Source organism: Pseudomonas reactans (assembly GCF_013387025.1).
In the GTDB taxonomy this organism is placed as follows: domain Bacteria; phylum Pseudomonadota; class Gammaproteobacteria; order Pseudomonadales; family Pseudomonadaceae; genus Aquipseudomonas; species Aquipseudomonas reactans.
The window spans coordinates 53,618-76,170 of record NZ_JACAQP010000033.1; the positions used below are offsets into that span (position 1 = coordinate 53,618).

Consider the following 22,553-nt stretch of genomic DNA (forward strand, 5'->3'; position numbering starts at 1 on the left):
AACTCTGAATCAACTGCTATCAGCCTACCTTGATACCCACCGTATGACTACGCTGCTCAGCCTGTTCAATCAGTGAGTAGACACATCATGGATAACACCCAGAACCCACGCATCGTATTGGCCGCTCGTCCCGATGGCCGACCGAAGACCAGCGATTTCCGCCTCGAATACGCACCCATCCCAGAGCCGGTCGATGGACAGGTGCTGCTGGAAAACCTTTACCTGTCTCTCGACCCCTACATGCGTTGGCGCATGAGTGCCGCCAAATCGTATGCCGAGCCGGTGGGCATCGGTGAAGTGATGGTCGGCGGCACCGTGGCGCGTATCAAACACTCACGTCACGCCGCTTGGCACGAAGGCGATTTCGTCTTGGCCTACGCCGGCTGGCAGCGCTTCGCGTTGTCTGATGGGCAAGACCTGCGCCGTCTGGACCCAGGCATCGCACCGCTGACCACCGCCCTCGGCGTGCTGGGCATGCCGGGGTTCACGGCCTATGCCGGCCTGCTTAATATCGGCAAGCCCAAACCCGGCGACACGGTCGTCGTCGCAGCGGCGAGCGGTGCAGTCGGCTCAGTGGTCGGCCAGATCGCTCGCCTGCACGGTGCACGCGCCGTGGGCATTGCCGGTGGAGTGGACAAGTGCACATTCGTGAAGGACGAACTGGGCTTTGATGCAGTCATTGACCACCGCGCCCCGGACTTTGCCGAACAGCTGGCCAAGGCGTGCCCCAAGGGTATCGACGTGTACTTTGAAAACGTCGCCGGCCCGGTCTGGGACGCCGTGCGACCGCTACTCAATGATTTTGCACGGATACCCGTGTGCGGTCTGATCGCCCATTACAACGAGGGCGCCCTTCAAGAAGCAACGATCGACCGATTGCCCGCAACAATGCATGACATCCTCGCCAAGAGCCTGACCGTGCGCGGATTTATCCAGACCGAATTTGTCGATCAGCAACAGGACATATTCTTGAAAGAAGCTGCGCAGTGGATCGCTGAAGGCAAACTCAAATGGCGCGAGGATGTTGTCGACGGACTGGCCCAGGCACCCGAGGCGTTTATCGGGCTGCTGGAAGGGCGCAATTTCGGCAAGTTGATCGTGCGCCTCAATCCACAATAAACAGCTTCGCGCCAATACTCGTCGATGAGCGATGGCCTTCCATGTCATTGCCCACCTGATAACTCATTCCGGCCGTCAGGGTGAACTGACGGCCGTCTTCCAATTCAGTGTGCAACTCGCCTTCAAGACACAACAGAATGTGCCCTCTCCAGCACCAGTGATCTGCCAGGTAGCCGGGGGTATATTCGACCATGCGCACGCGGGTGGTGCCGAAGTGGCAGGTGCGCCATAACGCCTTGCCGATAACGCCCGGATGAATCACGGGTTCGACAGTGGACCAGTCGGTAGTGCCAAAGGGGACGGCAGTGAGTTCCATGATGAGCTCGAAGGTTGGTTAGCGAGGCTTGAGGCTATTCATCTGAAGCAACGGGCGATAGGCACAGATCAAACGCTTTTTTGGGATACAGGTATCCTGCTCGCAACGCTCCCCTGGATTCGCTTATGCACATCGACCCCGCGTACATCCTTCACGAAACCGAACACTGGCAGCTCAACCACCACCTGGCCTCAGCATTGCCCGGCTACCTGATGTTGGGCGCCAAGGCGCCGATCCACTCCCTGGCCGACATGCCGGAGGCGGCGCTCGCCGAATTAGGTGGGTTGCTGGCGAAGACTCAGCGGGTGATGGAAGCGCAGCTGAAACCGAAATGGCTGTACATCAGCCGTTACGGGCACATGCCGGGGTTCCCGCTGCATTTTCATTTCATCCCGGTGTACGACTGGGTGGAGGAAGCGTTTTGGCGGGACGAGCGCTATCGGCTGCTGCAGGGTTTTGGCACGCAGCCTCCCGCGAAGCCGCTGACCGACGGGGCCGAACTGACCCTGTTTGTGTGGCGTGAGTTTGGTGAGAGCATGACGCCGCCGCAGATCCAGGGGGAAACAGTCCACTCAGTCATTGAGCGGTTGCGCATGGCTTTCCGGTCGGAGTGATGAACCCTGGCGCTGTCGAGCTCCGGCGAGGCTGCGATGGCGGCGGCACTGTCAGCACTTTTAGCGACTGACACACCGCCATCGCAGGCAAGCCAGCTCCCAAATTTGGAACAGTGTTCAGTCAGACATTCAGTTGTTTTGTCATCGGGATACACGCCAACGTCAACCCCGACGGTGAGTGATAAAACGCCTGTTCATCCCCCACATACCCACACGCCCGATAAAAGCTTGCCGCATTCAACGTCGCATCCAGCACCACGATTTCAATCGCCAGCTCCCGCGCCACTGTCTCAAGGTGGTCGAGCATCGCCTTGCCATATCCGCGACCGGTGCACTCGGGCAATACGAACAGGGCGCCCACCTCGTTATTGGCCAGATCAAGCATTCCGGTGACGACGGCCTTGCCGTCCACCCACCCCAGGTAAAACGGTTTATCCATCAGCGCGCTGTAACCATCCTCGGCCTTACCCCGCGTCCACAGCATCATCTGCTCCTGCGTGTAGGCGCCGATGCATTGGCTTCGAATGGCCTGCAAGCGGATGTCGAACGCTACCTGGGCATCCTCTGGAGTGGCCCGTTTTATCTCCAGCATTTCACGCTCCTTCCATGAAATCATCGTGCCATTAGCACACTTGTGCTAATCGACCCTACTCCCCTGCGGCGCTATATTCCCCGGCACTTCCAACGCTCCTTCGGCACCGTGCATCTATTGCGCGTGGGCGTGTTGTGCGCTGGAAAAACCATAACAACCCCAAGGAAGAAGCACCATGAAACTGCAATCCTCTGTTACCCGCCTTACCCTGTTGGGTGCCCTGTTCATCGGCGTCGCCGGCTGCAGCAACATCAAGCCCACCGAAGACCACCTCAAGACGCTGTCGGAAACCAACCTGGGCGAACCGGTCAAGCGTATCTCCAACGTACGCAGCGACTCGATGACCACCTACTACGTCGCCAGCGCGGCATCCGGGGAGTACAACTGCTCGGTGCCCAGCGGTGCCAGCGGCGGCATGTTTGCCGTTGCCAGCTTCGGCATGATGAAACCTGCCGCCTACTGCCAGCCCAAAGGTGCACGGGGCAACCCACTTCAGGGCTTCACCCAGTAACCGCCTCCTGACTCAGGTCCCGCAGAACACCGCGCAGTTCAGCGGGGCGCACCGGCTTGGAGAGAATGGCGATCTGACGGTCGTGCAACGCGGCCTGGATTTTCTCCACATCGTGCCCGGTGAGGATCAGCGCCGGGACCGCCCAGCCACGTTGATCGCGCAGGGCATCGATGCATTCGATGCCGGTGGCGTGGTTACCCAGGTCGTAGTCGGCGACGATGATATCGCAGTCGCTGACCAGGTCACGCCCCGAAGACTCCGCCTGCACGTCGCACCCCCAGCGCTCCAGCAGCGCCTGGGTGGCGAGCAGCACGTTGTGGTCATCTTCCACCAGGCACACCTTCAAACCGGTGAGCAACCCGGCCTGGCGCGTGTCATCACGCGGTGCCGTTGCTCGCGGCGCGGTGGCCAGGGTGAGGCCATACAGGCTCACGGAAGTACCCTGACCCACCCGTGAACGCAGCCTCACTTGAACCCCCATCAACTGCCCCAGGCGCTTGACGATGGACAGCCCGAGGCCCACGCCTTCGACGTCTTTGTCACGCAGGTGGCGTACCCGATAAAACTCCTCGAAGACCTTTGACAGATGCTCCTCGGCAATCCCGCGCCCCCGGTCATGAACCTCCACCGCCAAGCCGCCGTCGCGAATGCGCACGCCGATCAGCACCGGACGATGCGCGCCATATTTGAAGCAATTGGACAGCACGTTCTGCACCATGGTCGCCAACAGCGCCGGGTCGACCAGCACCCAGTGCGCGCACGGCCGCAAGCGCAATTCCACGCCGGCCCAACGCGCGGCCTCGGCGTTCTGACGCACCAGATCGGCCAGGAACTCACCCAGGTGCACCGCCTGGTATTTGGGCAGCAGACGGCCGTTGTCGAGGGTGTAGAGGTCAAGAATCGAGCGGAACAGTTGCGACACGTTGAGCAGCGAACGGTCGATATTGTCCACCAGCCTCCGCTCTTCATCGCCCAATCGGGCTTCGCGCAGGCAGGCAGTGAACAGGCCGATGGAGTGGATGGGTTGGCGCAGGTCGTGGCTGGCCTGAGCGAGGAAACGCGACTTTTCCAGGTTGGCGGCGATGGCTTGCTCGGACGCCTTGCGTGTGCGTTCCAGCAGGATATGCGCGTACACCGGGATCACCGTGCTGGTGATCATCAGCATCAGCACCATGAACGGCTGCGCCTGCCAGACCGGCGTGAGGCGGTACACGATCAGCAACGCCAGCAGTGCCAACGCAGTGGCAATCGCCAGGTAACGCGAGCCGTAGCGCATGCCATTGCCGAGGTTGACCCACACCATCACCGCATACAGCGGCAAGGCCGCCTCGCCGCCGACCACCATGCCGAACGAGGTGCCGGTGTAGTCATGAATCATGCCGAAGATCCGCCGCGCCGGATAATGCCCGGGCCATCGGGCGATCACCTGGCGCAATACGATGGAAGCCAGCAGGAACAGGAAGATATACAGGATCACCGGCAGGTAGGTGTCCACCGACTGTCCGGGCAGGAAGCCCAAGGCACCGATATAGACGATTGCGATGCTGGCCACCACGATGCGCAGGTTGGCCTGGTCGAGTTCGGAGTTGGTCTCAAGACTCATGGCGTTACGTCCTTGTGCGGCAATCAACAAATCCAACATACGCCACAGGCAGCCCCTGGGCGCAGTGGTAAGGTAGCATGCAACCGCACAGCCTTGCCCCAGGAAGGAGCACCCACATGACCGGTCGCATCATCATCGCCGACGACCACCCGATGTTTCGGGAAGCCATGCTGCGCACAGTGCAGCGCTTGCTACCGGACGCTGTAGTGCAGGAAGCCGGCGATCTGGACACGGTGCTCGCGCTGATCGGCGAAGGCAGCGAGGTCGACACCCTGATCCTCGACCTGCGCTTTCCCGGCCTGACCTGCATGAGCCAACTGGTCGACCTGCGCCAGCAACTGCGGCGCACCACGTTGATCGTGGTGTCGATGGTGGATGACCCAGTACTGATCGATCAAGTGATGGCCCTGGGCGCAGATGGCTTCATCGGCAAGAACATCGCCCCCGACGAGATTGGCCAGGCGCTGCTGGCCATCCGCGAAGGCGAAGTGCTGGTCAAGTTCGCCCCCTCCGGCCTGCTGCCGCTGGACACTCACACCCTCACCGCCCGCCAGCAGGACGTACTGCGCCTGATCGCCCAGGGCAAGACCAACAAGGAAATCGCCAAGGCCCTGGATATCTCGCCGTTTACCGTGCGCATCCATGTGTCGTCGCTGTTGCGTACGCTGGATGTGCCGTCGCGGGCCGCGGCAGCGGTGAAGTATTCCGGGGAGTTCTAGGTGAGCTCTGCATCCGATATTTATGCTCACTTCCCAGCTTAATAATATTTTATTTATAACCCCCCTCCCCCTAGCCTTGAAGTCATGCAAACGCTGAATCCAACTGCATTACGCAAGGACAGAGACATGACTCAAGCAATAACAAAAACAGACACGCTGGTGGTAGGCGCCGGCCAAGCTGGCGTGGCCATGAGCGAGCATTTGAGCAAGCAAGGTGTGCCCCACCTGGTGCTGGAGCGCAGCCGTATCGCCGAGCGCTGGCGCACCGGGCGTTGGGATTCGCTGGTGGCCAACGGGCCGGCCTGGCATGACCGCTTTCCGGGGCTGGAATTCGACACGGTCGCGCCGGATGGGTTTGCACCGAAAGAGCGTGTGGCGGATTACTTTGAGGCCTATGCCCGCAAGTTCAATGCGCCGATCCGTACCGGCGTGGAGGTGCTGTCTGCGGTGCGTAATGTCGGCCGCCCTGGCTTCACCGTGCACACCAGCGAAGGCGTGATCGAGGCCAACCGTGTGGTCGCCGCCACCGGGCCGTTCCAGAAACCGGTGATTCCGGCCATCGCGCCGAAAGACACCACGCTGCATCAGATCCACTCCGCCGACTACCGCAACCCCGCACAACTGCCGGCCGGCGCGGTGCTGGTGGTGGGCGCGGGTTCCTCCGGCGTGCAGATCGCCGATGAATTGCAGCGCTCGGGGCGTCAGGTATACCTCTCGGTCGGCGCCCACGACCGCCCGCCCCGCGCCTATCGCAATCGCGACTTCTGCTGGTGGCTGGGTGTACTGGGCGAGTGGGATCAGGCGGCCATGAAACCCGGCCGCGAGCACGTGACCATCGCAGTCAGCGGCGCACATGGCGGCAAGACCATCGACTTCCGTGAGCTGGCCCAGCAAGGCATGACCCTGGTCGGCCTCACGCAAGCGTTCGATGGCAACGTCGCCCGCTTCCAACCAAACCTGGTGGAAAACCTGGCACGCGGCGATGAAAACTATCTGGCCCTGTTGGATGCGGCTGACGCTTATATCGAGCGCAACGGCGTCGACCTGCCGCTGGAACCCGAAGCCCGTCGCGTGTTCCCTGACGCCGACTGCATCAAGAATCCGATCCTGGAACTGGACCTGGCCCAGGCCGGTGTCACCTCGATCATCTGGGCCACCGGGTTTGCCGTGGACTACAGCTGGTTGAAGGTCGCCGCCTTCGACGGAGCCGGCAAGCCCCAGCACCAGCGTGGAGTATCCAGCGAAGCGGGGATCTATTTCCTCGGCTTGCCGTGGCAATCGCGCCGGGGTTCGTCGTTTATCTGGGGCGTCTGGCACGACGCCAAGTATGTGGCCGACCACATCGCGATCCAGCGTCAATACCTTGAATACCGCGAAGCCGCCCCGGTGGTTCGTCCGTCCCCTGTAAGCGCCTGATCCCTTTATTGCCGGAGTTTTTCTGATGCCTACTCACACTCGCATCCGCATGTTCAACACCAAGGAAACCTACCCTAACCAGAGCCTGGACAACGACCTGTGCCAGGCCGTGCGCGCCGGCAATACCGTGTACGTGCGCGGCCAGGTGGGCACGGATTTCGAGGGCAATCTGATCGGCCTTGGCGACCCGCGCGCCCAGGCTGAGCAAGCCATGAAAAACGTCAAGCAACTGCTGGAAGAAGCGGGTTCCGACCTGTCGCACATCGTCAAGACCACCACCTACCTGATCGACCCGCGCTACCGCGAACCGGTGTACCAGGAAGTCGGCAAATGGCTAAAGGGCGTGTTCCCGATCTCCACCGGGCTGGTGGTATCGGCGCTTGGCCAGCCGCAGTGGTTGATGGAAATCGATGTGATCGCCGTTATTCCCGAGTAAGGAGCCGCACATGACTTTTTCAATCGTCGGCCGTTGCGCCGAAACCGGCCAGCTGGGCATTGCCATCAGCTCATCGAGCATTGCCGTGGGTGCCCGTTGCCCATGGCTGCGGCCTGGTGTGGGCGCGGTGTCGACCCAGAACATCACCCTCCCGGCCCTGGGCCCGGACGTGCTGGATTTGTTGGAACAAGGCCTCGCCCCTGCCGACGCGATCGACAAGGCCCTGACGCGCAACGGTTACAGCCAGTACCGGCAACTGACGGCGATTGATCATCTGGGCCGCAGCGTGCATTTCAGCGGCAGCGAAACCCTCGGTACACACAATGCCGTGTCGGGCGAACAGTGTGTGGCGGCAGGCAATATGCTCGCTGACCGTGCAGTGATCGAAGCGATGGTCACGGCCTTTGAGCAAGGCGAAGGCCAGTTGGCCGATCGCCTGCTGGCGGCGATGCACGCCGCCATTGCCGCCGGCGGCGAAGCCGGTCCGGTGCATTCCGCCGCGCTGGTGGTGGTGGGCGAACTGACCTGGCCGATCATCAACCTGCGCGTGGATTGGGCTGACGAACAACCGATTCTTGAATTGCAAAAGCTCTGGGATGCCTATCGCCCGCAAGTTCAGGACTACATCGACCGCGCCCTTGCCCCGGACTGTTCCCCTGGCTACGGCGTGGCCGGAGACGACCGATGAACACCAGCCGCGAACTGCTGCAGACGCTGGTGGGGTTTGACACCACCAGCCGCGAATCCAACCTGCAACTGATCGAGTTTGTACGTGATTACCTGGCGGGGTTCGGGGTGACCAGCGAGTTGGTCTACAGCGAAGCGCGCAGCAAGGCCAACCTGTTTGCCAGTATCGGCCCGGTTGAATTGCCGGGGATCGTGCTGTCGGGGCATACCGATGTGGTGCCGGTGGACGGCCAGCCCTGGACCGTGCCGCCATTCGAGCTGACCGAACGCGACGGCAAGCTGTTTGGCCGTGGCACCGCCGACATGAAGGGCTATATCGCCTGTGTGTTGGCGCTGGTGCCTGCGTTGGTCGAGGCACCCTTGCGGATACCGGTGCATATCGCCTTGTCCTACGACGAAGAAGTCGGTTGCCTGGGCGTGCGTTCGTTGCTCGCGGTACTGGAGCAACGGCCGGTGAAACCGATGCTATGCATTATCGGGGAGCCGACCGAACTCAAGCCGGTGCTCGGCCACAAGGGCAAACTGGCGATGCGCTGCGATGTGCATGGCGAGGCGTGTCATTCGGCCTATGCGCCGTATGGGGTGAATGCGATTGAGCATGCTGCCGAGTTGATTGGCGAGTTGGGACGGATTGGGCAGCGTCTGCGGGACACCCAGGATGCACGGTTTGACCCGCCGTTCAGCACGGTGCAAACCGGCGTGATCAGCGGTGGCAAGGCGCTGAATATCGTTCCGGCGGATTGTCGGTTTGATTTTGAGGTGCGTGCGTTGCCGTCGCAGGACCCGGCCGAGGTGGCGGATGAGTTGAAGGCGTACGCCGAGCAGCAGGTGTTGCCACGCATGCAGGCAGTGAGTGCGCAGAGTGCAATACGGTTTACCGAGTTGTCGGCCTACCCAGGGCTGGTCACCGATGAGCGCAGCCAGGCGGCTGAGTGGATTGCGGCGTTTTCCGGCTCACGGGAGTTCGGCACGGTGGCGTTTGGTACGGAGGGCGGGTTGTTTGATGCAGTGGGCATTCCCACGGTGGTGTGCGGGCCAGGGAGCATGGACCAGGGGCATAAGCCGGATGAGTTTGTGAGGGTGGAGCAGTTGCTGGGATGCGATGCCATGCTGGGGCGGATGCTCGACTCGATTCGCCGTTGAGCCGTCTCTCTACCGCCCCCCATCTTGCCCTGCATTTCACCCAGTTACCGCGCCAGTTCTTACTTGCTATCCCCCGCATGTGGGAACGATACAAATAACGCTGTAGTCGCCAAGCGCTTGGCTGGTGGAAAACTCTACGTTGACGGAGTGAAACATTTCGATCCACTCGCCGATAAATCGCCAGGAACTGCGCGTAATACTCGCCCCACACAGGAATGTGGCTGATTGAGCCATACCTAAGTAATCAATTCGCGGATAACGACAATGCAAAGTATCCACTCACTCTCCAGTCCTTTGTTGCATCAGCCGGCACCTGAGGCGCTAAGGCTGCGGCCCAATAACACCGACATCCGTTTTACAGTAGGCCTGCAGGACTCCACGAAAGCGAAGGAGATCTTCCATGATCTCGCGAGACTAAAAGACATTGATATCAAATTGGAAGATGACTTCCATGACCTCGATGACTTTGGTGGTGGATTCAACATGCACCACACACTCCATTTCACCTTCAAACCCAACAATCCTGACGGTACTTTCAGCCCCGCCTTGCAGATGAGGATCAGTGATTTTCGTCGAGAGTTCCAAGAGAAGCTTGATGAGGCCGGTATCAGGAATTACGCCCCGGCCGAATAAATTCGGACTTGGTGAGCACTCCCACAGCAGCTTGCCAGCCTGACGCGTTTGTTCGCCACACAGAGAGGCGTCCAACTTGGATGCTTACATACCCCTCAATTCTTAGGTGTACACCATGAATAACATTCAGCCTTCTTCTTTTTTTCTCAACCCTATGACACCTCAAGTAGCGCCAAGCGCAGGGAGCGCTGACGGGCATAACAGACCCAACAATGAACACAATCGCATCACCGTGAAAGAAGAACACTATCCGAGGGTGATCGATCTGCTCTCTGAAGCCGCCAGGCGCAATAATGTCCAAGTGGAGATTGGGGAACCGGAATCAAGCGACCAGGACTTTGGAGAAGGGCCGATGCAGTCGAAGACATTCAGCTTCAACTTCCATCCTGACAAGCGTGATGGCACCTATAGTCCAGAATATCGGGAAAGCGTGAATAAGGTGACCCAGACGTTTAATGATTGGCTGCATGTGGAAGGTATCAGGAACTACGGGCCTGAAAGTTAACCAGTAAAGGCCCGCCCCTCTGATCGTTCCCATGCATTGCATGAGAACGATCATTTCAGCCGAGGATTCGCGCGAGTTCTTCACGGCAATAATCCACAAACAACTGCACCGGCTTGGTCAGCGGCGCGCGGCGAAGCCAGACTGCTGACAAGCCTGAACCTGTCACCATCTCCGCCAACGGCACACACACCACTTTCTGCCCATCGTAGGTGTACTCGGTGAACGGCTTGGTCACCAGGATCGAAAACCCGAACCCTCGCCCCACCATCCCCCGCACCATCTCGATCGACGGCGAGCTGAACACGATATTCGGCGTCAGCCCGCGCTCTTCAAAGATGCTCACGAAGTAGGTGCGGCTCGGCAGCACGTCCAGCAAGATCATCGGTTCCAGCACCAGGTCCGCCAGCGACACCTTGGCCTGCTGTGCAAAACGATGATCCGCCGGCAACAGCGCATAAGGCTGCTGCGGCGGCATCAGGGGTGTGGTCTCGATGGTTGCACCCAGGTCATGTTCGAACAGCATCGCCACATCGATACTGCCCGCCGTCAGCGCCTGCACCAGTTCCTGCTGCTCGCCATCACGTATGCGGATCTCCACCCCTGGCCAGCGCGCCTTGAAGCCGGCGATCAGGCGCGGCAGGTACAGCGGCGCAACCGTTTCGAAGCAGCCGATATCGATCTGCCCCGCCACCACGTCATTGTCCGCCAGGGCGTTCTGCTCGAACTCATGGGCCACCCGCAGCAGCTCCAGGGCCTTGCGATAGAAGCGTGCGCCGCTGGGCGTCAGCGACACGCCCTGGGCGTGATGCCGGATAAACAGCTGCACGCCAAAGCTGTCTTCCAACTGCTTGATCGCCGTGGACACCGACGGCTGCGCGATGTACAGCTTGCGCGAGGCTTCGGCGACGCTGCCACATTCGGCCGTAGTGACGAAATATCTGAGTTGGCGCAGGTTGTACGCAGCCATCGGGACCTCCAGAAACGTGGAACTTCGCCCGCTAAACAGGTGTAGGCAACATACCGGAGCGCGGCAAGGCTGCGAGCTATATTTTTTAAGGTCTATAGCAACAAACTTACTAATTTACCTCCCCGTGTCCATTGCAGATCATCACTCCAACAACAAAGCGCCGCGCACGTGGCGCACAGCGAAGTACGTCAACGTACTCACCTTGCCTTGGAGTTCGTCATGGTCACCACTGCAACATCCTCCGCCCCGCTTATCGAAAAACACACGATTGGATACGTGCCCCCGGAAGATCGCCATGGAAAGGTAAGAGACCTGTTCACCCTGTGGTTCGGCGGCAATATCGCGCCATTGCCGATCGTCACGGGTGCACTGGGTGTGCAACTGTTCCACCTCAACCTCCTCTGGGGCATCGTCGCCATCCTCGTCGGCCACCTGGTCGGCGGCGTGCTGATGGCGCTGCACTCAGCCCAGGGCCCGCAAATGGGCATCCCGCAAATGATCCAGAGCCGCGCCCAGTTCGGCTCCCTCGGCGCCTTGCTGGTGGTGGTGATCGCCGGCGTGATGTACATCGGTTTCTTCGCCTCCAACATCGTACTTGCGGGTAAATCCCTGCACGGCGTAGTCGACGCGGTGCCCGTGCCGGTGGGCATCGTGATCGGCGCCATCGGCTCCGGGATCATCGGCATCATCGGCTACCGTTTCATCCACGTGCTCAACCGCATCGGCACCTGGGTGCTCGGCGCCGGGATCGTGCTGGGCTTCGGCTACATCTTCACCCACGTACAGACCACCGACTTCCTGACACGCGGCGAATTCAACATCGCAGGCGTGCTGGCGACCGTGTCTCTAGCAGCGTTGTGGCAGATCGCATTCGCTCCCTACGTCTCCGACTACTCACGCTACCTGCCGGCTGACGTGCCGGTTGCGTCCACCTTCTGGACCACCTACCTCGGCTCGGCGCTGGGCTCCAGCCTGTCGTTCATTTTCGGCGCGGTCGCCGTGCTGGCGACTCCGGTGGGGATGGATACCATGGACGCCGTCAAACTCGCCACTGGGGCGATTGGGCCCCTGATGCTGGTGTTGTTCCTGCTCAGCGTGATCAGTCACAACGCCCTCAACCTGTACGGTGCCGTACTGTCGATCATCACCCTGGTGCAGACCTTTGCCTACCGCTGGATTCCAACGGCCAAAAGCCGCGCGGTGATCTCGATCCTGGTGCTGGCGGCCTGTGCAATTGCCGCGGTGTTTGCCTCCAAGGACTTCATCGGCCACTTCGTCGACATGGTGCTGGTGCTACTGGTGGTACTGGTGCCGTGGACGGCGATCAACCTGATCGACTTCTACGCGATCCATAAGGGCAAGTACGACATTACCTCGATCTTCCGCGTGGATGGCGGGATTTACGGGCGGTACAACCCGCAGGCGCTGTTGGCGTATGCGGTCGGCATTGTGGTGCAGATTCCGTTCATGAACACGCCGCTGTATGTGGGGCCGATTTCGGAACACATCAACGGGGCAGACTTGTCCTGGGTGGTGGGGTTGGTGGTGACGTCGCCGCTGTATTTCTGGTTGGCGAGTCGGGACAGCGCGTATAAGCGCCGGATGGAAGGTGGGAAGCTGGTGGGTGAGGTCTGAATAGACTGCCTGCGTCAGTGAAATAGTCGGCCTGTGCGCCATTCGAATTCAGCTTTACGCTAGCCTCGGATGGCGCTTTTTGGAGACCGGCGTATTCAACCGGACCAGGGGATGCCTCTTTGCATTTTTTGTGGCTTTTGCTTATCAAAAACTTATTTTTATATAAGGTATTTATAAGCCTTTCTAGCTATTTTTAACGGATGTAGAAGCCCGTGCCCCTGCAAAGACGACGGCTTGGTTGGCAGGGATCTTGACCGATGCCTATGATGTGAACTTTTGCTTAACGCCTCAGGAAACGCCCATGCCCGCCCTCACCTTCCGCAACGCACTCCCAACTGATGCAGCCCGTTGCTTTGAAATCGAGACCACCGCCTACGAAGGCGACGAAGCCGCGACACTGGAAAAGATCGCCACACGCATTGCGCAATACCCGCAAGGCTTTCTCATCCTGGAGGCAGACGGTAAGGTGGTGGGCTTTATCAACTGCGGTTGCGCCCACGAGGTGGTGATGTCGGACGAGGCGTTCAAGGAGTTGGTAGGCCACTCAGCCGACGCGCCGAATGTGGTGATCATGTCGGTGGTGGTCGATCCGACGCATCAGGGCAAGGGCTATTCCAAGGCGTTGATGACTGAGTTTGTGCAGCGCATGCGCACCATGGGCAAGCAGACGATTCATCTGATGTGCAAGGAGCAACACGTGCCGCTGTATGAGCGGATGGGCTATCAGTACGTGCAGCCGTCACCGTCGGATCACGGTGGCATGGCGTGGCATGAAATGGTCATGGCGCTCTAGAGATGAACGCAGCGCATGTTAAAATCAGCGACCAACCCAACCGTATCCTCGTTCAGTGAAGTGCCCTGCGAACCTGAGGGTAGCAGCCGGAAGTTTCTGTCTAAGCAGTTGTGAGAGGCTGCGCTTTATGGATGTTGATGAGGGCATGGTGCAACCAGGCTCAAAACGGGTCAGCCGCGGTTCTAGCATAAACCCGGTACAACGGGTGACAAAAGGGGGATCTGACCGCCTACTCAGGCGGCTGATTTAAGCCACCGCCCGACAGGAAGCGCCCCCTGTCGGCCAACGCCAGGGCATTGGACGATGCAAGCTCCCTTTACCCAGCGAGCCTCATCGCCATGGAACATTTGCGTCATTTCACCCACCCCGTTGAAAGCCTCTCCCCTTCACCCGCCTATCTGAGCCAGGCGCAAAGCATGGAACTCAAGGCCAGCCAGACCCTGGCCGCCAACCTGATCAACACACTGTCAGTGACATTAGGCCCAACCCCGCCGCGGTCGCTGCATGAGCTGCGCGTCACCATTCCCGAAGACTCAATACTCAGCAACTGGCTCGCCGCGTACTGGAAAGCGATCAATCAACCGGCCTTTCTCGACTGGGCAGATGCCCTAGACCTCGACCTGCCAACCCTGTCCCTGCAAGGCACCCGTTTGCAGGTGAGAAAACAGGCGCCCCACCACGCGCCGTTGCACACCTTCACACTGGCCGATGATTCGGGATGGCGGGAAGTGGCGTACCCGATCCTGGCGATCACCCAAGTCATCGACACCGGTAACCTTGGCCTGCCCTACCTGGGCAACCGTTTTGAGATCGAGGACCGCACATTGCCCTTGAAGCTGGCCCTTGCCTTCCATGGCTACCCGCTGCCCGACAACAGCTTGCAGGTTCAGGTGATTGTTGATGAGCTACACGCGCTCAACGGCTTTCCTGGCATTGATGACAGCGGCCACAGCAAGTCGGTCATTCATAGCGAGCTGAAAAACCAGCAATTGGACTACCAGCAGTTGATTCGCGTACTGGAAGAAACCCGCAACGGCGACCAAGATTTTGATTGGCTCCAGGTGTACCGCAAACACATCGCCTTGCGCTCTGACTCGCTGCTGGCCCACACCATGAAAAACGCCACCCGACTGTTGGGTGCGCTCATCGGTAAACTGGGCCTCGACGGGGACGCCGAACATACCGCCATCTACTATTACGATTACGAAATGCGAGCGCTGTGCATCCTCCCGCCCAGCCGTCAGAACAACACCCGTTGTATTCCACCCTCGGATACACCTCAGTGGCAAGAGTTGGAGCGACTGGCCGACACACTCCAGAGCAGTGTGTACCAGGATGAGACGTTCAGCGTGGCCTCTTTGTTGTCCGTCTACGGTATCGAACGCCCTGCCAGCGGGGGCGATTTGACGCAACTGCTGGCGTTGTTACGCCAATGGTCGCCACCTGCCGTGCCCTACATCAGCGAATGGGCACGCTCCTTCTCCGCGGTCTATGCCCATCGCAAGTACCTGGGCCTGCTCAATGATCGTTACCACCTGCAGGTCGCGCTGCAACAAACCGGTTCAGGTAAACAAGCGGCGGACAGCATTGAGCTCAACCGGATCGTCGACATGGACCCGGATGTCTTCGGGCCTGCGCTGGAAAAGGCCCGCCAATTGCTGGTGAAGCTGACAGAGCACCCGGATTTCATCGCTCTGCGCGATGCTAAAGGCATTGACCCGGGCAGCCATGTGTTACTCACTGTTGCGCATATAGGCGCCCGGGGGCTGGACGGGCAGTGGAAGCAACTCAGTGCTGACGTACTGGAGAATGAGCGCCTGCGAGCACTGCTACCGCCGCTGCTGAGTGCCGTCCGAGACAACGGCGGCGAATTGCGCAGTAATGGCGAGGTCTCCCTCAAGCAGGCGCTCGCGCTCTGTGAAATCGAAGCCCCCAGTAACGCAGGTGAAGCACTTAAGACCGCTCGCCTGCTGGCAATCCCTTTGACCATCAAACCTCAGTCCAGCCATTACTGGCGCGCGCTGACCCTGGCGCAACCTTCACGCTGGACCTTGTCGCGGCCCCAAAACCAGCTGATCCTCGATATCAGTCGGCGCGCCCTTCCGCAGGCGTACACCCACCTGTTTACCTACCTGAGCGAACCGATCCTGAAAGACAAGCCAGTGAACGACGTGCGCGCCGAAGCTGACTTTTTGCTGACTCACCTACTGCATTCCGCCCGCGCTCAGGCGCTCGGCGAAGCGTTGTCAAACCAGGTCGATTGGCATGGGCGCGACGCCGGTGAAACCACCACCCGTGCCAGCCGTAAAGCACTGGTGCTGGCCGCGCTGATACTGAGCCTGGACCCTACATTGAATGCACCTCAGGGTTCGATCAACGTGTTCGACCTGACAGACAGCTATCTATGGAGTGAGTCCCTTGGGTTCGTCCGCGAAATCATCGAAGCCAGCCTGACGGCGCTTTCACGCCCCACAGCAGCCCTGGCCGCCCACATGCTGCTGTCCAACAAGTCGCCGGAGTTCCTGATTCGCAATATTCCAGAATCATTGCCCTACATGACCTCCCAAACCTGGGTGCTGTTCAAACACTACGTCATGTACACCGAGCAGGAATTGTCGGGCTCGTCGCGTCAACTGAGCTACGAAGACTTCATGACCCTCGCCCACATGCCGGCGTCGACAGGCTGGGCACGGTTTCTCAACCAGAGCAATGTAACCGCACCGATTATTGATTGGGCCGTCGCCAATGGGGTATTGGCAAAGGGCGAGCGTTACACCGCCATTGAGGTCAATGACGCCATCAGGGCGCTCAATGAACAACGCGAGCGCCTGAAAAATGCGCTGGAGACCTTTTCTTCATCGTTCGCTTCGCTTCACGACACGGCGCATCAAGACCTGCAGCGGGTCTACCCGCAACAGACAGAGCTGCAAGCGCCAATATTGGAATCGCCACCCGATGCAAAGCAGCACACCCTTGTCGAGCTGCACTTGGCAGGTGAGCTGAAGGCCCAGACCAAGCGTTGGCGTGCGTCCGAAGGCAACCTCGACTACCCGGAAATGGCGAAACACTTCCACCAACTGAACAACATCAATGTCGGATTCGGCAACGCCTTCGCGCAGCGACTGGACCAGCTACAGGTGGCGTATGTAGAGACGCTCAATTACTGGCTATCGCATTTGTCGCTGCCAAGACGCGAAGCCCTGGAATACGGACAGGTTGAGTGCTTCAGCCTCAGCAAGGCAGCCACTCATGGCCGGTTTGCAACACTGGTTTATGTCCAGTATTTCAGCGACCGGTATTTCTATGAAATTTTCCCCCTGCACCATGTCATCCTGCCGCGACGCGACCTTGAATACGCCCACGTCATCCAGGCCACTGCCGAGGGCAACACGCCCAGGCCCCATGCGTGGAAGCGATTCAACTGGCCGGCCTATGCAGAAGGCCGTGCGCCCGATAAATCTGCGCTCCCGGCGCTGCAACCCGAAGTGATCATCCGCAAACTCGACCTCACCCTGCCCGCGCCCCAATGGCGCAACCCGGATGAGCGCAGGCCCCGCGCGCCGCAGACGTTCAAGTCCGCACGCTCCAGCGCATTGGCGACGCTGATCGTCCAGCGCCAACTACTGATGGGCAGTGCGGCGCTGCGCGAGCGTGCGGCCAACCCGCTCACGCTTGAACAGGCGGCTGGCGGGTACGACCCGTGGACAGCGTATATCAATCGCCTGGTGCCCAATGGCGACCGCGCGGCGTTGCTGGTCTGACAAGCATGGCGATGGGGCGTCAGGCTGTGTAATGATCCCCGCTCGACGCCGCTCAGGATGGAGCCCTCTTCATGTTGCCGAACGCCATCACTCACCCTTCGGATTCGCCCCGCTTCTGGCGCGACCCTTCGCTGGCGTTTATCGAAGCGCGCACCATTGCCGACGGACGCAAGGTCACCTACACCCGTCACGCCCATGAGCATTTCTCCATCGGAGCCGTCACCCGTGGCTGCAGTTATTACCACTACGGCGCCGAGACCTTCCAGATCAGCGCCGGCACCGTGGTATTGATGAACCCCGGCGATGTACACGCCTGCAACCCCATCGACAACCAGCACTGGTCCTACCAGATGCTGTACATCGACACGCCTTGGCTGACCGACCTGCAATACCAGTTGGGTTTCAGCACCGATCAGGGTTTTCGACCGTTCAACACGCCCTATACCCGCGACACCGTGCTGTACCACGGCCTGCTGGAACTGTACGGGATACTGGTGGACGAGCACGCCGAACATCTGCACAAGCAGAGCGCGCTGGTGAGTTATTTCAGCGAGGTCCAGCAGCGCCTGAACCCGGCCAGCAGCCCGCTGCGGGAGGTCAATCACAAGCTGGAACGGGCGGCCGAGTACATCCGCGCACATTGCACCGATGCCGTGAAGCTGGAGGACATCTGCCTGGCGGCCGAGCTGTCGCCGTCGTACCTGATCCGTGCGTTCAAACAGTATTACGGGCTTACGCCCCACGCCTTCCTGGTCAACCAGCGCATCCAGTTTGCCCGTACCCAACTGCGCGACGGCGAGCTGATCGCCAATGTGGCCCTCGCCGCAGGCTTTGCCGACCAGGCGCATTTCCAACGCGCCTTCAAACAGCATTTTGCCGCCACTCCCGGGCAATACCGCGACGGGCTCAAGCCAGCAATAAATAACCCACACTGGCCACCAGCAACCCGGCCATCGAACGGTTGAACAGCCGCACGCCCTGAGGGTTGCCGAGGTAGCGGCGCAGGAAGGTGCCGGCGTAGGCCCAGCATGCCACCGACAGGTAGCAGATCACCAGATACAGCGCTGCAAACAGCCAGACCTGTGCCGCAGCGCCATCCGCCACAAACAAGCCCATCCCCGCCACGCAGGCCAGCCACGCCTTGGGGTTGAGCCATTGCATGATTGCGCCATAGAGCATCGACGGCGCCGTGGCGGCGCCCTCGGCGTCCAACCGGCCATCGTCCGCAGCCAGTTTCCAGGCCATGTACAGCAGGAAGGCCACCCCGCCCCACTGGATCAACTGGGTCAAAATCGGCCAGCGTACCAGCACCTCATGCAAACCCAGGCCAATCAACACCAGCAACAGCGTGAAGCCGACGGCAGCACCGAACACATGCTTCTGGCTAGCGACAAAACCGAAGCGAGCCCCCGAACTCAGCGCCACCACATTCACCGGTCCCGGCGTGATGGAGGTGGCCAAAGCGAAGGCGGCCATGGAAATGATCAAGCTCATTGCAATTCCCTTTTATTCGAAACCGTGATGGTGAGGCCACGGTAAACGGCGCGTTGCTCGGGGTATTGAACAAAATGACCCTCGTCGGATTAACGACTCAACGGAAAAAGCCCACCGGCTATTGGGCTGGCAACCACGCCCGGCAGCGAGACCCTGATCGATTGTGCCAATAGACTGATCGCCCACAAGGTCGTTTAGACGCTTTTATTCCATTGATATAACTGCATTTTTTTCTTTCAAATAGCCGTTTTTGATAGGCAAAAATGCGTATTTCCCGTGCCGGAGCCGGTGCTAGAGTTCAGCCCCTACTCATCGCAAAGAAGGAACCGCTATGTCACGTCGCCTGTTGGCAGCTGCCTGCCTGATGCTGTCTTTTTCCGCTGCGCAAGCCGCTGAACGCTGGGAAACCCTGCCGCCGACTCCCGCCGCCGTGGCGGGCGCGAAAACCGGCTACGCTGCCGTCAACGGCATCAAGGTGTACTACACGCGCAGCGGCCATGGTTCTCCCGTGGTGCTGCTGCATGGCGGTTTGTCCAACTCCGATTACTGGGGCAACCAGGTCAAGGCGCTGGCGGCCAAGCACACGGTGATCACTATCGACAGCCGTGGCCACGGACGCAGTTCGCGGGATGACAAACCCTACGGTTATGACCTGATGGCCGACGATGTGGTGGCCGTGCTCGACCACCTGAAGATCCCCCGCGCCGATATCGTCGGCTGGAGCGACGGCGCCATCATCGGCATCGACCTGGCCCTGCGTCACCCGGACCGTATCGGTAAAGTATTCGCCTTCGCCGCCAACACCCAGACCTCGGGTGTGAAGGACGCCGTGGAAAAAAATCCGACCTTCGCCGCCTTTATCGAGCGCGCGGGCAAGGAGTACGCCAAGCTGTCGCCGACGCCGAAAGAGTATGACGCGTTTGTCGAGCAGATCAGCCATATGTGGGCCAGCCAGCCGAACTGGACCGACGCGCAACTGCAGAGCATCAAGACGCCGATCCTGATTGCCGACGGCGACCATGACGAAGCCATCAAGCGCGAACACACCGAGTACATGGCGGCGACCATTCCCGGTGCTGGTCTGTTGATCCTGCCGAACACCAGCCACTTCGCGTTCCTGCAGGACCCGGCGTTGTTCAATGCGGCCGTACTGGGCTTCCTCGACGGCAAATAGACGCTGTACCCGGTCTACAACCCGCGATTGCGCAACCATTGCAGGAAGCCCTTCTTGACTGGCACCACCGGGGCTTCCTGAGTCAAGGCCTGCGCGGCGTGCAGGCGGAAATCCAGCAAGGTCTTCATGGCCTCGCTGATGTCGTGCCGCGCATCCAGGCAGGGCTTCAAGTATTCCTTCTCGATGCGGTAAAGGGTGCAGAAGGTCTTGGCCGAGAAATCCGCCAGCGCCGCCTGGTCTGACAGAATACCCGCCTCGCCAATCACCTCCCCCGGCCCCATGCGCCCGGCTTCGAACTTGTGTCCGCCCTTGGTCAGCATCACCGAGACCACCCCGGATTCGACGATAAACAAATGATCACTGACCTCCCCGGCCGGCAGGATCATCTCGCCGGCACGGTAGGTGTGCAGGGTCATGTTCTGGCTGAAGGTATCTTTTTCTTCCTGACGCAGGGTGGAGAAAATCGACGAACGCTCCAGCAACGCGCGCGCCGCAGACATTGCCGGCGGTGCGCTGCTTTCAGTGGCCGACAGCAAGCCGACGCCCGCCGCTTGCAGGTGACGGAAGGCCAAATCGTAAAGCTGGTTGCGCACTTCACGCTTAAGGGCCATGGCCGGTACAAAACCGCTGATCTCATACTCGACGCCACCACTGGCCGAGGTCTTGAACGCCACACTCGGCGCCGGCTTGCCCAGCAGCGGCCGACACCCCTGCATCGCCCGCTCCAGCGCTTCGATCACGGTTTGCGGACGCGCATGGGGGCTGACTTGCAGGCTAACCGAGAGGCCGAACATGTCCGCCGGGCGCGAGAAATTGATGATCTTGGCCTTGGCCGCCAGGGAGTTGGGGATCACCGCCAGGCTGCCCTGGGAGGTTTGCAGGCGCGTAGCGCGCCAGTCGATGTCGGTCACCCGACCTTCGGTGCCGTCGATGGAGATCCAGTCATCGATCTGATACGGCTTGGTGGTGTTGAGCACGATCCCGGAGAACACATCGCTCAACGTGCTTTGCAGCGCCAGGCCGACAATGATCGCCACCGCGCCGGACGTGGCGAGTACGCCCTTGACCGGCAGGTCGAGCACGTAGGCCATGGCGGCGATGATCGCGATCAGGAAGATCACGGCGCCAACCAGGTCCTGCAACAGGCGCCCGGTGTGCCCGACCCGCTGCATCATCACCGCACCGAGCAACACCGTCAGCGTACGCGCCGCGAACAGCCACCAGCCGATCTGCAAGGCGGTGGCCGCCAGGTGCAAGGCGGTGTTGTCCGCATAGGGCGCCACTTGCATGGGGTTCATGCCGTCGTTGAACAGCACGGCGCTGTACACGGCAAAGATCGCCAACCGCGCCGCGAGCTTCCAGTTGGCGAGGTTGACGGAAATAAGGCGCCACACGGCGATGTCGATAAAGATCAGCGCCAGGGCGCACAGCATCGGGTGATCAGCGATAAATGAGGGCATCCAGGCGACTCCAGGGCGAATGCCGTGAAGATCGCATGAAATGCCGCTGCAGGGTATAGCGGGTGTGCTTACATCTGCCCGAAACGACCGGATTGAAAGTCCGCAAACGCCTGATGAATCTCCTGCTCGGTATTCATCACAAACGGCCCATGCCCGACGATGGGTTCGTCGATGGGTTCGCCACTGAGCAGCAACACCTTGGCGTCGTCATTGGCCTCCAGCGTCAGTTGGCGACCATCACGCTCAAACAGCGCCAATTGCCCTTGGCGCGCGACTTCCTCGCCATTGACCAAGACCGTGCCGCGCAGGATCACCAGGGCGGTGTTACGCCCTTCGTGCAGATCCAATGTGACGGGTTTGCTCGCGTTGAGGCGCAAGTCCCACACGTCGATGGGCGTAAAGGTGTGGGCCGGGCCTTGGGTGCCAGCAAAGTCACCGGCAATCAGGCGCAGTTGCCCGGCACCGTCGGCCAGCGGCAGTACCGGAATGTCACCATCGACAATCGTCTGGTAGCCGGCGTCGGCCATTTTGTCCTTGGCCGGCAGGTTGACCCACAGTTGCACCATCTCCAACGCCCCGCCGCTACGGGCAAACGCTTCGGAGTGGAACTCTTCGTGGAGAATGCCTTTGGCGGCCGTCATCCATTGCACGTCGCCGGGGCCGATGGTGCCACCGGCGCCGGTGGAGTCACGGTGTTCGACTTCGCCGTCATAGACGATAGTCACGGTTTCAAAGCCGCGATGAGGGTGCTGGCCGACGCCGCGACGTTGTTCAGTCGGCGTGAAATCAGCCGGGCCGGCGTGATCCAGCAACAGGAATGGGCTGATGTGCTTGCCCATGGTGTCGTAGGAAAACAGCGTGCGCACCGGGAAACCGTCGCCGACCCAATGGCCGCGAGGGCTGGTGTAGATGCCGATAAGCTTTTTCATGGTGTACCTCCAAAGTGCATACACCATAAGGCTGCTGGCCGTTGAG

Annotated in this window: 22 protein-coding genes; 15 read left to right on the forward strand and 7 right to left on the reverse strand. The window is 60.3% G+C overall.

Going from position 1 to position 22,553, the window contains the following annotated elements; all coding sequences use genetic code 11:
• Positions 1–87: 87 nt before the first annotated feature.
• Positions 88–1,119 (forward strand): NADPH-dependent curcumin/dihydrocurcumin reductase, encoded by a 1,032-nt coding sequence (curA, locus tag HX793_RS25015; protein ID WP_177096495.1) that lies wholly within the window; start codon positions 88–90, stop codon positions 1,117–1,119.
• Here the strand turns inward: curA and HX793_RS25020 are convergent.
• Positions 1,106–1,435: a DHCW motif cupin fold protein gene (locus tag HX793_RS25020; RefSeq protein WP_016976107.1), complete on the reverse strand. Its 330-nt coding sequence runs from the start codon at positions 1,433–1,435 to the stop codon at positions 1,106–1,108. The genes curA and HX793_RS25020 overlap by 14 nt on opposite strands.
• Positions 1,436–1,560: 125 nt before the next feature.
• Between HX793_RS25020 and HX793_RS25025 the strand changes: the two genes are divergently transcribed.
• A complete protein-coding gene (locus HX793_RS25025; RefSeq protein ID WP_016976108.1) occupies positions 1,561–2,049 on the forward strand; it encodes an HIT family protein in 489 nt (162 codons plus the stop codon).
• 121 nt (positions 2,050–2,170) lie between these two features.
• Here HX793_RS25025 and HX793_RS25030 read toward each other — a convergent pair whose 3' ends face one another.
• Positions 2,171–2,641, reverse strand: a complete 471-nt coding sequence (locus HX793_RS25030; protein ID WP_177096493.1) for a GNAT family N-acetyltransferase — start codon at positions 2,639–2,641, stop codon at positions 2,171–2,173.
• Positions 2,642–2,816: 175 nt separating this feature from the next.
• Between HX793_RS25030 and HX793_RS25035 the strand changes: the two genes are divergently transcribed.
• Positions 2,817–3,152 (forward strand): hypothetical protein, encoded by a 336-nt coding sequence (locus HX793_RS25035; RefSeq protein ID WP_016976110.1) that lies wholly within the window; start codon positions 2,817–2,819, stop codon positions 3,150–3,152.
• Here the strand turns inward: HX793_RS25035 and HX793_RS25040 are convergent.
• Positions 3,142–4,755, reverse strand: coding sequence for an ATP-binding response regulator (locus HX793_RS25040; protein ID WP_177096491.1), 1,614 nt, complete (start codon positions 4,753–4,755; stop codon positions 3,142–3,144). The two genes, HX793_RS25035 and HX793_RS25040, sit on opposite strands and share 11 nt — an antisense overlap.
• A 116-nt stretch (positions 4,756–4,871) precedes the next feature.
• Between HX793_RS25040 and HX793_RS25045 the strand changes: the two genes are divergently transcribed.
• From HX793_RS25045 to HX793_RS25075, 7 genes are all read left to right on the forward strand, one after another.
• Complete coding sequence (locus HX793_RS25045) at positions 4,872–5,474, forward strand: LuxR C-terminal-related transcriptional regulator (protein WP_016976112.1); 603 nt, start codon at positions 4,872–4,874, stop codon at positions 5,472–5,474.
• Between the two features lie 84 nt (positions 5,475–5,558).
• Entirely contained in the window at positions 5,559–6,890 is a 1,332-nt protein-coding gene (locus tag HX793_RS25050; RefSeq protein WP_438810860.1) for a flavin-containing monooxygenase, read from the forward strand.
• A 25-nt stretch (positions 6,891–6,915) separates the two neighbouring features.
• Positions 6,916–7,326: a RidA family protein gene (locus HX793_RS25055; protein ID WP_016969085.1), complete on the forward strand. Its 411-nt coding sequence runs from the start codon at positions 6,916–6,918 to the stop codon at positions 7,324–7,326.
• 10 nt (positions 7,327–7,336) lie between these two features.
• Positions 7,337–8,014: a DUF1028 domain-containing protein gene (locus HX793_RS25060; RefSeq protein ID WP_177053804.1), complete on the forward strand. Its 678-nt coding sequence runs from the start codon at positions 7,337–7,339 to the stop codon at positions 8,012–8,014.
• Positions 8,011–9,156, forward strand: a complete 1,146-nt coding sequence (gene argE, locus HX793_RS25065; protein WP_177053805.1) for an acetylornithine deacetylase — start codon at positions 8,011–8,013, stop codon at positions 9,154–9,156. Before HX793_RS25060 ends, argE begins: the two co-directional genes overlap by 4 nt.
• A 264-nt stretch (positions 9,157–9,420) precedes the next feature.
• Positions 9,421–9,789 carry a hypothetical protein gene (locus tag HX793_RS25070; RefSeq protein WP_177053806.1) on the forward strand — a complete coding sequence of 123 codons (369 nt, stop codon included), beginning with the start codon at positions 9,421–9,423 and terminating at the stop codon, positions 9,787–9,789.
• A gap of 115 nt (positions 9,790–9,904) precedes the next feature.
• Positions 9,905–10,294 (forward strand): hypothetical protein, encoded by a 390-nt coding sequence (locus HX793_RS25075; protein WP_177053807.1) that lies wholly within the window; start codon positions 9,905–9,907, stop codon positions 10,292–10,294.
• Positions 10,295–10,349: 55 nt separating this feature from the next.
• Here HX793_RS25075 and HX793_RS25080 read toward each other — a convergent pair whose 3' ends face one another.
• Entirely contained in the window at positions 10,350–11,261 is a 912-nt protein-coding gene (locus tag HX793_RS25080) for a LysR substrate-binding domain-containing protein (RefSeq protein ID WP_177053808.1), read from the reverse strand.
• A 219-nt stretch (positions 11,262–11,480) separates the two neighbouring features.
• Here HX793_RS25080 and HX793_RS25085 point away from each other — a divergent pair, with 219 nt between their 5' ends.
• The 4 genes from HX793_RS25085 (at position 11,481) to HX793_RS25100 (ending at position 18,415) form a co-directional block, all read left to right on the forward strand.
• The gene (locus HX793_RS25085; protein ID WP_177096489.1) at positions 11,481–12,896 is read left to right on the forward strand and encodes a purine-cytosine permease family protein; all 1,416 of its coding nucleotides are present in this window, start codon (positions 11,481–11,483) and stop codon (positions 12,894–12,896) included.
• A 301-nt stretch (positions 12,897–13,197) separates the two neighbouring features.
• Positions 13,198–13,689 (forward strand): GNAT family N-acetyltransferase, encoded by a 492-nt coding sequence (locus HX793_RS25090; RefSeq protein ID WP_177053810.1) that lies wholly within the window; start codon positions 13,198–13,200, stop codon positions 13,687–13,689.
• Between the two features lie 338 nt (positions 13,690–14,027).
• A complete protein-coding gene (locus HX793_RS25095) occupies positions 14,028–17,450 on the forward strand; it encodes a hypothetical protein (protein WP_177061683.1) in 3,423 nt (1,140 codons plus the stop codon).
• A 71-nt stretch (positions 17,451–17,521) separates the two neighbouring features.
• Complete coding sequence (locus HX793_RS25100; RefSeq protein ID WP_016976122.1) at positions 17,522–18,415, forward strand: AraC family transcriptional regulator; 894 nt, start codon at positions 17,522–17,524, stop codon at positions 18,413–18,415.
• On the opposite strand, the gene HX793_RS25105 is transcribed toward HX793_RS25100, so the two are convergent.
• Complete coding sequence (locus HX793_RS25105) at positions 18,357–18,944, reverse strand: LysE family translocator (protein WP_016976123.1); 588 nt, start codon at positions 18,942–18,944, stop codon at positions 18,357–18,359. The two genes, HX793_RS25100 and HX793_RS25105, sit on opposite strands and share 59 nt — an antisense overlap.
• A 331-nt stretch (positions 18,945–19,275) precedes the next feature.
• Between HX793_RS25105 and HX793_RS25110 the strand changes: the two genes are divergently transcribed.
• The gene (locus HX793_RS25110) at positions 19,276–20,118 is read left to right on the forward strand and encodes an alpha/beta fold hydrolase (protein WP_177053812.1); all 843 of its coding nucleotides are present in this window, start codon (positions 19,276–19,278) and stop codon (positions 20,116–20,118) included.
• Positions 20,119–20,132: 14 nt separating this feature from the next.
• Here HX793_RS25110 and HX793_RS25115 read toward each other — a convergent pair whose 3' ends face one another.
• Together HX793_RS25115 and HX793_RS25120 are read right to left on the reverse strand one after the other, a co-directional pair.
• Positions 20,133–21,578 carry a mechanosensitive ion channel family protein gene (locus tag HX793_RS25115; protein ID WP_177096487.1) on the reverse strand — a complete coding sequence of 482 codons (1,446 nt, stop codon included), beginning with the start codon at positions 21,576–21,578 and terminating at the stop codon, positions 20,133–20,135.
• 68 nt (positions 21,579–21,646) lie between these two features.
• Positions 21,647–22,507, reverse strand: coding sequence for a pirin family protein (locus tag HX793_RS25120; protein WP_177096485.1), 861 nt, complete (start codon positions 22,505–22,507; stop codon positions 21,647–21,649).
• Positions 22,508–22,553 lie beyond the last annotated feature (46 nt).

Coding starts and splice junctions, on each gene's coding strand:
- curA (WP_177096495.1), top strand. CDS start 88: ATGGATAACACCCAGAACCCACGCATCGTATTGGCCGCTCGTCCCGAT.
- HX793_RS25020 (WP_016976107.1), bottom strand. CDS start 1,435: ATGGAACTCACTGCCGTCCCCTTTGGCACTACCGACTGGTCCACTGTC.
- HX793_RS25025 (WP_016976108.1), top strand. CDS start 1,561: ATGCACATCGACCCCGCGTACATCCTTCACGAAACCGAACACTGGCAG.
- HX793_RS25030 (WP_177096493.1), bottom strand. CDS start 2,641: ATGCTGGAGATAAAACGGGCCACTCCAGAGGATGCCCAGGTAGCGTTC.
- HX793_RS25035 (WP_016976110.1), top strand. CDS start 2,817: ATGAAACTGCAATCCTCTGTTACCCGCCTTACCCTGTTGGGTGCCCTG.
- HX793_RS25040 (WP_177096491.1), bottom strand. CDS start 4,755: ATGAGTCTTGAGACCAACTCCGAACTCGACCAGGCCAACCTGCGCATC.
- HX793_RS25045 (WP_016976112.1), top strand. CDS start 4,872: ATGACCGGTCGCATCATCATCGCCGACGACCACCCGATGTTTCGGGAA.
- HX793_RS25050 (WP_438810860.1), top strand. CDS start 5,559: ATGCAAACGCTGAATCCAACTGCATTACGCAAGGACAGAGACATGACT.
- HX793_RS25055 (WP_016969085.1), top strand. CDS start 6,916: ATGCCTACTCACACTCGCATCCGCATGTTCAACACCAAGGAAACCTAC.
- HX793_RS25060 (WP_177053804.1), top strand. CDS start 7,337: ATGACTTTTTCAATCGTCGGCCGTTGCGCCGAAACCGGCCAGCTGGGC.
- argE (WP_177053805.1), top strand. CDS start 8,011: ATGAACACCAGCCGCGAACTGCTGCAGACGCTGGTGGGGTTTGACACC.
- HX793_RS25070 (WP_177053806.1), top strand. CDS start 9,421: ATGCAAAGTATCCACTCACTCTCCAGTCCTTTGTTGCATCAGCCGGCA.
- HX793_RS25075 (WP_177053807.1), top strand. CDS start 9,905: ATGAATAACATTCAGCCTTCTTCTTTTTTTCTCAACCCTATGACACCT.
- HX793_RS25080 (WP_177053808.1), bottom strand. CDS start 11,261: ATGGCTGCGTACAACCTGCGCCAACTCAGATATTTCGTCACTACGGCC.
- HX793_RS25085 (WP_177096489.1), top strand. CDS start 11,481: ATGGTCACCACTGCAACATCCTCCGCCCCGCTTATCGAAAAACACACG.
- HX793_RS25090 (WP_177053810.1), top strand. CDS start 13,198: ATGCCCGCCCTCACCTTCCGCAACGCACTCCCAACTGATGCAGCCCGT.
- HX793_RS25095 (WP_177061683.1), top strand. CDS start 14,028: ATGGAACATTTGCGTCATTTCACCCACCCCGTTGAAAGCCTCTCCCCT.
- HX793_RS25100 (WP_016976122.1), top strand. CDS start 17,522: ATGTTGCCGAACGCCATCACTCACCCTTCGGATTCGCCCCGCTTCTGG.
- HX793_RS25105 (WP_016976123.1), bottom strand. CDS start 18,944: ATGAGCTTGATCATTTCCATGGCCGCCTTCGCTTTGGCCACCTCCATC.
- HX793_RS25110 (WP_177053812.1), top strand. CDS start 19,276: ATGTCACGTCGCCTGTTGGCAGCTGCCTGCCTGATGCTGTCTTTTTCC.
- HX793_RS25115 (WP_177096487.1), bottom strand. CDS start 21,578: ATGCCCTCATTTATCGCTGATCACCCGATGCTGTGCGCCCTGGCGCTG.
- HX793_RS25120 (WP_177096485.1), bottom strand. CDS start 22,507: ATGAAAAAGCTTATCGGCATCTACACCAGCCCTCGCGGCCATTGGGTC.